This is a genomic window from Candidatus Igneacidithiobacillus taiwanensis (assembly GCF_031962545.1).
In the GTDB taxonomy this organism is placed as follows: Bacteria; Pseudomonadota; Gammaproteobacteria; order Acidithiobacillales; family Acidithiobacillaceae; genus Igneacidithiobacillus; species Igneacidithiobacillus taiwanensis.
In genome coordinates, this window is record NZ_JAVRKK010000072.1 from 1 (window position 1) to 11,203 (window position 11,203).

The following is an 11,203-nucleotide window of genomic DNA, read 5'->3' on the forward strand; positions in this document are numbered from 1 at the left end:
CAAGAACGCTTGCTGCGCCCGACGGTGCTCGCCAGCCGCGCCTATGCCGTGGCCCCCAGTGATGGATTCATCAAGCTCGATGCCATGGAGAATCCCTATGCTCTGCCCGCGAGCCTACGCAGCGCGTGGTTGGCGGCCTTGCAGGATGCCGACCTGCACCGCTACCCGAGTCCGCGCCCCGAAGCCCTGATGCGGGCGCTGGCGGAGCATGGTGGCATCCCGCCAGAAATGGGGATGCTGCTGGGTAACGGCTCCGATGAGTTGATCCAGATCCTGATCAGCGCCGTGGCGGGGGCCGGTCGCCCCGTCTTGGCTGTTGAGCCGAGCTTCGTCATGTATCGGATCATTGCCGAGCAACAGGGGCTGGCCTATCACTCGGTTGCCCTCGATGCCGACTTTCAGCTCGATCTCTCGGCTTTTTTGGCGGAGATGGAGCGCTGCCAGCCGGCCATCGTCTTCCTCGACTGGCCCAACAATCCCAGCGGCCAGATGCACCCGGTCGCCAGTCTCGAGGCCATCTGCGCTGCCGCCCCTGGTCTGGTGGTGGTCGATGAGGCCTACCATGCCTTCAGTGCCGATAGCTTCGCCGGGCACTTGGGGCGTTGGCCCAACCTGCTCCTGCTGCGTACCCTCTCCAAGGAGGGCTTGGCGGGACTGCGCCTGGGCTTCCTGGCCGGTCCGCCAGCTTGGATCGATGAACTCGACAAGCTCCGCCTGCCCTACAACATCAACATCCTTACCCAAAAGAGTGTGGCTTTTGCCCTGCGTCACGCCGCGGTCTTTGCCGAACAGGCGCAGGAAATCTGCGCGGAACGGGAATTCGTCTACGAACGCTTGCGAGCCCTGGGTATCCAGGTCTGGCCGAGTCGCGCCAATTTTCTGTTGTTTGCCCTCCCCGGGCGTGCCAACGCCGTGCATGCCGGCCTGAAAGAGGCGGGCATCCTGATCAAGGCCTTTACAGGGCACCCCCGCCTCGGCGACCATCTGCGGGTGAGCATCGGTACGCCCCCCGAAAATCGCGCCTTTCTTGCCGCCTTGGAAGAGTTGCTATGAGCCGTCTTGCGGAAGTCCGTCGTGACACTCTCGAAACCCAGATTGCCGTACGCCTGGACTTGGATGGCAGTGGCCAGGTGCAGCTGCAAACGGGCCTACCCTTTCTCGAGCACATGCTGCATCAGATCGCCCGTCATGGTCTCTTCGATCTGCAGGTCGAGGCACAGGGGGATCTCGAAATCGACGCTCACCACACCGTCGAGGATATCGGCATCACCCTCGGCCAGGCCTTTGCCCGCGCGGTGGGCGACAAAGCGGGTCTGACCCGCTACGGTCATGCCTATGTGCCCCTCGACGAGGCGCTGTCGCGGGTCGTGGTCGATCTTTCTGGCCGCCCGGGCCTGGTCTATGCGGTGCAGTTTCCTCGCGCCCAGATCGGTAACTTCGATGTCGACCTACTGCACGAATTCTTTCAGGGCTTCGTCAACCACGCCCAGGTCACCTTGCACCTCGATGCCCTGCGCGGCAACAACGCCCACCACATCGCCGAAACCCTCTTCAAGGCCTGCGGGCGGGCCCTGCGCATGGCCGTCAGCCGCGACCCCCGGCAGGGGGAAAGCATTCCCAGCACCAAGGGAACCCTCAACCGATGAGCCGGCGCAGTAGTGTGGGTATTGTCGATTACGGCATGGGCAATCTCTACTCGGTGGCCAAGGCCATCGAGCATCTGGGCGGCAAGGCGGTGATCAGCCAGCAGCCGGCAGAGCTCGCCGCCTGTGATCGTTTGATCTTTCCGGGTGTGGGTGCCTTCGGCGACTGTATGGCGGCCCTGGAAGAGCGCGAGCTCGATGAATTTCTCCGCATTGCGGCGCAAAACCGTCCCTTTTTGGGCATCTGCCTGGGGATGCAGGCACTCATGGAATCGAGCCTGGAGCATGGCGAGCATGCCGGGCTCGGGATCCTTCCTGGGCGCGTTCTCCCCTTTCCCGAAGAAGTGTTGGACACCGCCGAGGGCGCCAAGCGCAAGGTGCCGCACATGGGTTGGAACCAGCTGCACCAGCTGACCGCCCACCCGCTCTTTGCGGGGGTGCCACAAGACGCGCAGTTTTATTTTGTACACTCTTTTTACGTCGAACCGGCCCATCCCGATCTCTTGGCAGCCTTTACCGATTATGGCTTTCCGTTTTGCGCTGCCCTTGCCGTCGACAATCTTTTCGCCCTGCAGTGCCATCCGGAAAAAAGTGGCGCTGCTGGCCTACAGTTACTCGGCAACTTTCTGCAGTGGTCGGGAGATTGCCTGGGTGGCTGCGACATTGCCTGAGTAGCGGGAGAACGTCATGTTGTTGATACCTGCCATCGACCTCAAAGGTGGCCACTGTGTGCGGCTGCGTCAGGGGCGCATGGAAGACGATACCGTCTTTTCGGAAGACCCGGTCGCCACGGCGCAACGTTGGGTGGAAGCCGGGGCGCGGCGCCTGCATATCGTCGACCTCGACGGTGCGGTGAGCGGCGAACCCGTCCATGCCCAAGTCATTGGCGCCATCTGCCAGCGATTCCCGGATCTCGAAATTCAGGTCGGCGGCGGCATCCGCAGCGAAGAACAGATCGAGAGCTACCTGCTGGCGGGGGTTCGCTACGCCATCATCGGCACCCAGGCGGTAAAGGCGCCGGGCTTCGTTGCCGAGGCGACCCTGAGCTTTCCCGGCCACATCATCGTGGGTATCGACGCCCGCGATGGCAAGGTCGCCACCGAGGGTTGGTCGAAGCTTTCCCGCCACGATCCTATCGATCTCGCCCGCCACTTTGCCGACGATGGGGTCGAGGCCATCATCTATACCGATATCAGTCGCGATGGCATGCTGAGCGGGCCAAACATCGAGGCAACGGTTGCCCTCGCCCGCAGCATCCCGGTGCCGGTCATTGCCTCGGGCGGGATCGCTAATATCGAACAAGTCCTTGCCCTGCAAACCTATGCCGCCGAGGGCATACTCGGCGCCATCACCGGCCGGGCGATCTATGAGGGCAGTCTCGATTTTGCCGAGGCGCAACGTCGTCTGGACGCAGCCCATGCTCAGTAAGCGCATCATTCCCTGCCTCGATATCGATCAGGGGCGGGTAGTCAAGGGCGTGCAGTTTCTCTCCCTGCGCGATGCCGGCGATCCGGTGGAGACGGCGGCGCGCTACAACGCCGAAGGCGCCGATGAAATTACCTTTCTCGACATTTCGGCGAGCCACGAGGGGCGGCAAACCATGGCCGAGGTAGTGGCCGCCGTGGCCGCCGAGGTCTTTATTCCCCTTACCGTGGGCGGCGGCGTGCGCAGCGTCGACGACGTCCGCACCCTGCTGCGGGCAGGAGCCGACAAGGTCAGCATCAATAGTGCCGCCGTGCAGCGTCCGGAATTGGTGCAGGAAGCCGCGCAACGCTTTGGCAACTCCTGTATCGTCGTCGCCATCGACGCCCGCCGCAGTGGTGACCACTGGGAGGTCTTTACCCACGGCGGTCGCCGCGCCACTGGCCTCGACGCCGTGCAGTGGGCACAGCGCATGGCGAGCCTCGGCGCTGGCGAGATCCTTCTCACCAGCATGGACCGCGATGGTACCGGCAAGGGTTTTGACATCGAACTCACCCGCGCCGTTGCCGATGCCGTGCCAATACCGGTGATTGCTTCCGGGGGCGTGGGCAGCATCGACGACTTCGCCGCCGGCATCCTCGCCGGTCATGCCGATGCCGTCCTCGCTGCCAGCGTCTTTCATTTTGGGCAATTTCGCATTCCCGAGGTCAAGAGCGCCCTCGCCCAGCGCGGGATCCCCGTCCGCCTGGATGCCTCTTAGGGCATCCGCCGCCCCTTGTTTTGCGTAGTAGGAGCCATGGATAGCCAATACGAGCAGTTGTTAACGGCGGTACACTGGAACGAGCAGGGCTTGGTGCCCGCCATTGCCCAAGATGCCCGCACTGGTCAGGTGCTGATGCTCGCCTGGATGAACCCCGAGGCCCTGCGTCTTACCCTGGCGGAGCGCCGCGGCGTGTACTGGTCGCGTTCGCGTCAGGGTCTGTGGCGCAAGGGCGAAAGCTCCGGGCATGTGCAGCATCTACAAAGCCTGCACCTGGACTGTGACGGCGACACCATACTGTTGCGCGTCGTACAAGAGGGACCGGCCTGCCATACCGGCGCCGATACCTGTTTTTTTCATATGGCACGGGAGCACGACTGGGAAGACGTTGCCCCGCCCGGCGGCAGCGTCCTCGACGAACTGCAGGCAGTGATTCATCAGCGCCGCCAGGCCGACCCGGCACAGTCGTATGTGGCCAAGTTGCTCCAGGGCGGCCGCGATCGAATTCTCAAGAAGGTGGGCGAGGAAGCCACGGAGTTCGTCCTGGCCTGCAAAAATCCCGAGGCAAAGCCAGTAGTGGCGGAGGCGGCAGACCTGCTATTTCACCTGCTCGTCGCCCTCGAGGAACGAGACTTGCATATCGATGAGGTGTTGGGCGAGCTGCAGCGCCGCGAGGGATTATCCGGACTGGTAGAAAAGGCATCTCGCAAGTCGGCTTGACGCTGTCATCCTTCTTGACTAAGGTCAAGAGTACCGTAGCGCATCATCCCGTAAGGGAAGGAGATTCACATGGGCGCTTTTAGTATCTGGCATTTGATCATCATCCTCCTCATCGTGGTGGCGCTGTTTGGCACCGCCAAGCTGCGTAACGTGGGTTCGGATCTCGGTTCGGCCATCAAGGGCTTTCGCAGTGCCGTGAAGGAAGAGGAAGAGAAAAAAGGGAAAGAGGGAGCCCTGGGCCATACCCTCGAAGCCGAAGTCAGCCCGAGCAAGGATTCGGAAAGCGTACACCACGGCTGAGCCATGTTCGATTTCAGTTTTGGCGAACTTGCCCTGCTCGCAGTCATCGCCCTTTTGGTGGTCGGCCCCGAGAAAATGCCGGAGCTTGCCCGCACCGTAGGCAAGTGGGTGGGCTATTTTCGCCGCACCATGAACAACGTTCGCTCCGAGGTTGAGCAGCAGCTGCTGCTCGACGAAATGCGTAAAGAAGCGGAAAAGCTGCGGAGCTACGCCAAAGAGCCTCTCGATGCTGTCGAGCAACTCCACTCCCATCTCGAGGAGCCGCTCCTGCCAGCCGACGCGCCGTTGGCTGCCGACACCAAGCCCGCGGCCGAAGAAGCGGTGAGCCTACCGGCCGGTGTGAGTGGTTCGACTCCCCCCCAGGGTCAGACCTTGCACTGAGGCACGCACGGGGTTGGGCTGTCTGGCCCACGGTTTCGACGATCATCCCTCCGACTTCAGGTAGACCATGGCCAGTGCCGACAAGCTGAGCAGTGCCGCAGAAAATACCTTCATCGGCCATCTATTGGAGTTGCGCCGGCGGGTGATGTTTTCGGTGCTCGCACTCTTCGCTGGCTTTCTGGTCTCTTATCCCTTCGCCAAACAAATCTACAACATCCTCGCGCAACCGCTGATCAGCGTACTACCCAAGGACAGCCACCTGATCTATACCAGTCTGCCCGAGGTCTTTCTCACCTATGTGCAGCTATCGCTGATCTCTGGCTTCATTCTTGCCCTGCCGGTGATTCTCTATCAGTTCTGGGCCTTTGTTGCCCCGGGGCTCTACGCCCATGAACGGCGCATCTTTTTTCCCATCCTATTCGCTTCCCTTACCCTTTTCGTAGCCGGCATTGCCTTTGCCTATTTCGTTGTCTTTCCCAACGCCTTCCGTTTCTTTGTGAGCTTTTCCGGCAACGACATCACCGCCATGCCCAAGGTCAGCAACTATCTGGGCTTGATCGTCAAGTTTTCTCTGGCTTTTGGGTTGGCTTTCCAGATCCCGATCCTGGTCGTCGTGCTGGTGCGCATTGGCATCCTGCAGCTCGATTCCCTACGTCGCGGTCGCCGCTATGCCTTTTTGGTCTGCGCCATTGCCGCCGCCATTCTCAGCCCGCCGGATGTTCTGTCGATGGTGCTGCTGATGATCCCGATGTACCTACTCTTTGAGCTAGGCTTGCTCTTTTCCACCTATTTTGAGCGCAAAGCGGCACGTACGGCGACTAACTCGGTAGACGATCCCGAGCAAGCGATGAATGAGGCAGAGAAGAGCTTTCGCGACGAAGAGGACTGAGGCAATACTTTTGGCGCCGCTGTGCTAAGCTGGAAAAACAGAAAGGAGAAAGAAAGCGGGTGACCAGCATGATTCCTTCAGACTCCAGCGACGCGCAGGCAATCCTCGCCGCCCGCCACCACGATCCCTTCGCTTGGCTGGGGCAGCATCCCGCGGGTGATGCTTGGGTACAGCGGGCTTTTCTTCCCGACGCCATTGCGGCCGAAATTCTCCTGCCGAGCGGCGTGGCCCAAGCGATGCAGCGCAGCGAGTCCGGCCCATTTTTTCTGGCGACCACCGCCAAGCCCCTGCCCAAGCCCTATCGCCTGCGCTGGCAAGATGCCGAGCAGGATTGGCACGAGGGCTTCGACCCCTACAGCTTCGATCCGCTCCTCGGGGAGCTCGATCTGCACCTCTTTGGCGAGGGTCGCTGGCTCGATGCCTACCAGACCCTCGGCGCGCACCCGCGCGTCGTCGAAGGGGTGGCGGGCGTGCTCTTTGCGGTTTGGGCACCGAATGCGGAGCGAGTCAGCGTTGTCGGCGACTTCAATGCTTGGGACGGCCGCCGCCATCCCATGCGTGCGCGCGGCCAAAGCGGTGTGTGGGAACTCTTCCTCCCCGAACTCCCCGTGGGCAGTCTCTACAAATTCGAGCTGCGCGCGCGCACTTCCGGTGCGGTCTTCGTCAAAACCGACCCCTACGCCCAGGCCTTTGAGCTCCGCCCGGCTACCGCCGCCCGGGTGGTGCGCTCGAGCCATCAGTGGCAAGACCAAGACTGGATGGCGGCACGAGCCGAGCGCGACTGGCAGCATAGCCCTATGAGCATCTACGAGGTGCACCTGGGTTCCTGGCGCCGCCGCGCCGACGGCAGTTTCTGTAGCTATGAGGAGTTGGCAGAAGAGCTCGTACGCTACTGCCAGGAAATGGGTTTTACCCACATCGAGCTGTTGCCGGTCATGGAGCACCCTCTCGACGAATCCTGGGGTTACCAGGTGAGCGGCTACTTTGCGCCAAGCAGTCGGTTTGGCGACCCTGATGGCTTTCGTGCTTTTGTCGACCATTGTCATCAGCAGGGCATCGGCGTGCTACTCGATTGGGTACCCGGGCATTTCCCCCGTGATACCTGGGGCCTGGCACGTTTTGACGGCACCGCCCTGTACGAACATGCCGACCCGCGGGAGGGCGAACACAAGGACTGGGGCACCTACATCTTCAACCTTGGGCGCAACGAGGTACGCAATTTTCTGCTCAGCAATGCCTGTTACTGGGCCGATGTCTTTCATGTAGACGGCTTTCGCGTCGATGCCGTGGCTTCCCTGCTCTATCGCGACTATTCCCGTAAGGAAGGGGAATGGGTCCCCAACCGCTACGGCGGACGCGAGAATCTCGAGGCCATCGACTTTCTGCGCGAGCTACACACGGCCTTACACGAGCGTCATCCGGGCATCCTCAGCATTGCGGAAGAATCGACGGCCTGGCCCATGGTTTCCCGCCCGCCCTACCTGGGCGGCTTGGGTTTCTCGATGAAGTGGAATATGGGATGGATGCACGACACCCTTGACTATTTGCAGCTCGATCCCATCTTTCGGCGCTATCACCACAACGCCCTCACCTTTAGCCAGCTCTATGCCTACACCGAAAATTTCGTCCTTCCCCTCTCCCACGACGAAGTCGTGCATGGCAAGGGCTCCCTCCTCGACAAGATGGCCGGCGACCCCTGGCAACGCTTTGCCAACCTGCGTTTGCTGTTCGCCTACCAGTTTGCGCATCCGGGCAAAAAGCTCAACTTCATGGGCAACGAATTTGCCCAGGGGCGGGAATGGAATAGCGGCCAAGCCCTCGACTGGGACTTGCTGGAGCATGACTGGCACCGCGGGGTGCAGCAGATGTTCCGCGATCTCAATCGCCTGCATCAAGGTCTCGCTCCCCTGCACGAGCTGGATTTTCACGCCGAAGGCTTCCAGTGGATCGACTGCCACGATGCCGAGCAATCGGTGCTGAGCTTTCTGCGCCGGGACAAACAGGGCAACGTGGTCGTCATCATTTGCAATTTCACCCCGGTGCCACGGCATCACTATCGCATCGGCGTTCCACAACCGGGCATCTATCGGGAAATCTTCAATAGCGACGCTGCTGCCTATGGCGGCAGCAATGTCGGCAACCCTCCCCTGGCCAGCGATGCCCAGCCGTGGTCGGGCCTACCGGCAAGCATCGCCCTCACCTTGCCGCCCCTAGCCGCCCTGTATCTCGTCGGGAGTGCCTGAGCCATGTGGTTGCTCTATCTGGTCATTGCCGTGGTAGCAGGCCTGGCAGAGCTCTTCACCGGTACTTTTTATTTGGCCGCCGTCGCGCTCGCTGCCGTTTTCACCCTGGTTGCCGATCTTTTCCTACCCCAAGCCGTGCTGCACTGGGTCTTTCTCGGAGCGAGCATCGTCCTCATCGCTGCCAGCACCTGGCTGCGCCATCGTTTGGCGCGCAAGGCGAGCGGGGTGGACGACCTGGACCTTGGGCAAGCCGTGGAGATCCTGCGCGGGCCGGATTCGCAGGGAAGCTATCGGGTCAAATATCGGGGTAGCGAATGGCCCGCCGTACTCGAGGATGGCGGCTCCGCCTGCCCCGGTGCCGCCGCCGTCATCGTCGCCCACGAGGGCAATCTCTTGCACATCGCGCTACTGCCCCCGGCAGCCAAGGAGTCCCTATGTCCACCCTCATCAGCATCGTCGTCGTCCTGATCGTTGTCTTTTTCGTACTGCGCGCCACCATCCGCGTAGTACCGCAGCAGCGAGCCTGGGTGGTGGAGCGCCTCGGCCGTTATCATGTGACCCTGCAGCCGGGGCTGAACCTGATCGTTCCCTTTATCGACCGCATCGCCTATCGCTTTGACATGCGCGAGCTGCCCATGGAGGTGCCGGCGCAGATCTGTATCTCTCTCGACAACACCACCATGACCGTCGATGGCGTGCTCTATGTGCAGATCACCGATGCCGTCAAGGCCGCCTACGGTTCGAGCAATCCTTTCAACGCGGTGATTCAGCTTGCGCAAACCAGCATGCGCTCGGAAATCGGCAAGCTGCATCTGGATGCCGCCTTGTCGTCTCGCCAGCTCCTCAACGCGGCGGTAGCCGAAGCCGTAGACGAAGCGGCGCTGAACTGGGGGGTGAAGGTCTTGCGCTACGAGATCAAAGACATCACCCCACCCGCCGAGATCATCCGTGCCATGGAGCTGCAAATCACTGCCGAACGCGAAAAGCGCGCCATCATTGCCAAGTCCGAGGGCCAACGGCAGCAGCAGATCAACACCTCCGAAGGCCAACGCCAGCAGGAAATCAATATTGCCGATGGCCGTCGGCAGGCAGAAATCCTCCGTGCCGAGGGTGAGGCCCAGGCGATTGCCCTGGTCGCGGAGGCCACCGCCAAGGCGATTACCACCATTGGCACCGCCGCCCGCGAGCCCGGCGGAATCGAGGCCCTACAGATGCAAATTGCCAAGGACTACATCGAAAAATGGGGCAATCTCGCCAAAGCCAGCACCAGCCTGGTCATCCCCGCCGACCTAGGCAATGTGGGGGCACTGGTCTCGACGGCGCTCGCCATCGTGCAAAAAAACGGCGCTACACCGGCGACAAAGGGCTGAGTCTGCCGCTTACCGGAGTACCCGATGCCCTATGCAGTGGGATGGGTTTCCGGCACGCGAGAAACATTACGCGCGTAATCTCTACGATGATCTATAAAAAAGCGTCGCCAGGTGACCGTTGGACGCGGGTTATGAGCGCAGCAGCGGTGGCCAGCAACGAGGAATCCTGCTCCCACAGACTACTACACCACCAGACCATACAGTACATGGTCTGTAATTTTTCCGTCTTTATATATTCTGTTTTTTAGCACTGCCTCGCGAACGAACCCGGATTTTTCCAGAACCCGCATCGAGGCCGGATTCCAGCCGAATACACCGGTTTCCAATCTCGTTAGCCCAAACTTTTGCAATGCGTACTGGGAAATTATTGGCACATTCTCCGACATGATCCCCCTTCCCCAAAAAGACTCCCCGAGCCAAAAGCCAATATGCCCAGTCTTTGCAAAAATTCCCTCACCGAGGTCAACGCCTATGGCGCCAGCTATGTGGTTATTGACCACGATTGCCCAATGGCTTGGCTCTGGCTGTTGTAGCAGCAGAGATATCCACGAGTTCGCATCCTCCAGGGTGTATGGATGAGGAAAGCGATCGGCAAGATTTCGCCAGATATTCTTATTATTCGCCACTGTCGCCAAATTGGTACAATCGTCCAATTGCCAATCTCTTATCAAACTTTTTTCAAGAACTAATCGCATGGCGAATCCAGCATAGATAATTTCACGGGTCGAAGATCGGAAATACGCAAACGAGCGGGCAATCCATGTTCCGCCATGGTGTTCCCGCATAATAGAGTTTGATCATGGCCCCTGTTGGCGCCACCCTGGACAACTGAGTCACTGTAATAACATTTGCTCACTTAGCTGCTCCTTGGCAAGGGTAATTGGCTGAGCATCTTTTGCTTTTCAGCGCCGCCCAGCCTGGCCACCGCAGCTGAACCTACTGCTGACTTTATCGGCTGGCACGCAGCGGAGGCGGCCGTTGGTCCGCAAGGCATATGGTACCGTTTATAGAACTTTGATAGCCAGATGCGTTCATAGACACCGCAAGCCCCTTTTCGGGGCTCGACGGTGTCCAGAAACCGGGCGTTCAGAAAAGATTCTTTTTGTCATCCATAATAGTAAACTCATCTTTCCATTTTTCTTTGATTTCTAGTATGATTTCGCCTTTATACTTTTGATGTAACGGTTGGAGAGCTAAGACTAAAACTATATTGGCCGCCCTAAACGTTAATACTGCTGAATTGAAGCATAGTTTACTTATTTTCAAGGTTAAATCAACAATAAATTCATCTCTATTAATTCTTGGAAAATGTTGAAAAAATAGAAATGATTTGTTGTTTTTCCATATCTCCTCAAGTTCGCATAAGTAAATGTATTTTTCTGAATTTTTTCCACCCATTTTTACTGACTTGACCTCTAACCCATTATCTGGATCAAGAAATACGAGTTCGTATTTTTTCACTTCTTCTAAAAGAC

At 59.5% G+C, this 11,203-nt stretch carries 14 protein-coding genes; 12 read left to right on the forward strand and 2 right to left on the reverse strand.

Features of this window, described 5'->3' with window-relative positions; translation table 11 throughout:
• The 12 genes from hisC to RTI30_RS09435 form a co-directional block, all read left to right on the forward strand.
• Nucleotides 1-1,053 (forward strand): histidinol-phosphate transaminase (hisC, locus tag RTI30_RS09380; RefSeq protein ID WP_312283693.1); only part of this gene is annotated, 1,053 nt, incomplete at its 5' end.
• Entirely contained in the window at nt 1,050-1,646 is a 597-nt protein-coding gene (hisB, locus tag RTI30_RS09385; protein WP_312261330.1) for an imidazoleglycerol-phosphate dehydratase HisB, read from the forward strand. The genes hisC and hisB, both read left to right, overlap by 4 nt.
• The gene (gene hisH / locus RTI30_RS09390) at nt 1,643-2,314 is read left to right on the forward strand and encodes an imidazole glycerol phosphate synthase subunit HisH (protein ID WP_312261328.1); all 672 of its coding nucleotides are present in this window, start codon (nt 1,643-1,645) and stop codon (nt 2,312-2,314) included. Before hisB ends, hisH begins: the two co-directional genes overlap by 4 nt.
• A gap of 16 nt (nt 2,315-2,330) precedes the next feature.
• Complete coding sequence (gene hisA / locus RTI30_RS09395; protein ID WP_312261326.1) at nt 2,331-3,071, forward strand: 1-(5-phosphoribosyl)-5-[(5-phosphoribosylamino)methylideneamino]imidazole-4-carboxamide isomerase; 741 nt, start codon at nt 2,331-2,333, stop codon at nt 3,069-3,071.
• Nucleotides 3,061-3,825: an imidazole glycerol phosphate synthase subunit HisF gene (gene hisF / locus RTI30_RS09400; protein WP_312261324.1), complete on the forward strand. Its 765-nt coding sequence runs from the start codon at nt 3,061-3,063 to the stop codon at nt 3,823-3,825. Before hisA ends, hisF begins: the two co-directional genes overlap by 11 nt.
• A 36-nt stretch (nt 3,826-3,861) precedes the next feature.
• Complete coding sequence (hisIE, locus tag RTI30_RS09405) at nt 3,862-4,545, forward strand: bifunctional phosphoribosyl-AMP cyclohydrolase/phosphoribosyl-ATP diphosphatase HisIE (RefSeq protein ID WP_312261322.1); 684 nt, start codon at nt 3,862-3,864, stop codon at nt 4,543-4,545.
• Nucleotides 4,546-4,614: 69 nt separating this feature from the next.
• Nucleotides 4,615-4,845, forward strand: coding sequence for a Sec-independent protein translocase subunit TatA (gene tatA / locus RTI30_RS09410; RefSeq protein WP_312261320.1), 231 nt, complete (start codon nt 4,615-4,617; stop codon nt 4,843-4,845).
• A 3-nt stretch (nt 4,846-4,848) separates the two neighbouring features.
• Nucleotides 4,849-5,226: a Sec-independent protein translocase protein TatB gene (gene tatB, locus RTI30_RS09415; RefSeq protein ID WP_312261318.1), complete on the forward strand. Its 378-nt coding sequence runs from the start codon at nt 4,849-4,851 to the stop codon at nt 5,224-5,226.
• Between the two features lie 67 nt (nt 5,227-5,293).
• Nucleotides 5,294-6,115, forward strand: a complete 822-nt coding sequence (tatC, locus tag RTI30_RS09420; protein WP_312261316.1) for a twin-arginine translocase subunit TatC — start codon at nt 5,294-5,296, stop codon at nt 6,113-6,115.
• A gap of 68 nt (nt 6,116-6,183) precedes the next feature.
• The gene (glgB, locus tag RTI30_RS09425) at nt 6,184-8,358 is read left to right on the forward strand and encodes a 1,4-alpha-glucan branching protein GlgB (protein WP_312261314.1); all 2,175 of its coding nucleotides are present in this window, start codon (nt 6,184-6,186) and stop codon (nt 8,356-8,358) included.
• 3 nt (nt 8,359-8,361) lie between these two features.
• The gene (locus RTI30_RS09430; protein WP_312261313.1) at nt 8,362-8,826 is read left to right on the forward strand and encodes an NfeD family protein; all 465 of its coding nucleotides are present in this window, start codon (nt 8,362-8,364) and stop codon (nt 8,824-8,826) included.
• Nucleotides 8,793-9,728, forward strand: coding sequence for an SPFH domain-containing protein (locus RTI30_RS09435; protein ID WP_312261312.1), 936 nt, complete (start codon nt 8,793-8,795; stop codon nt 9,726-9,728). Before RTI30_RS09430 ends, RTI30_RS09435 begins: the two co-directional genes overlap by 34 nt.
• 182 nt (nt 9,729-9,910) lie before the next feature.
• Here RTI30_RS09435 and RTI30_RS09440 read toward each other — a convergent pair whose 3' ends face one another.
• Complete coding sequence (locus RTI30_RS09440) at nt 9,911-10,423, reverse strand: GNAT family protein (protein ID WP_312261310.1); 513 nt, start codon at nt 10,421-10,423, stop codon at nt 9,911-9,913.
• Nucleotides 10,424-10,814: 391 nt separating this feature from the next.
• Nucleotides 10,815-11,203, reverse strand: a 389-nt coding sequence (locus tag RTI30_RS09445; protein WP_312283694.1) for a hypothetical protein, incomplete at its 5' end; no start/stop codon positions are given.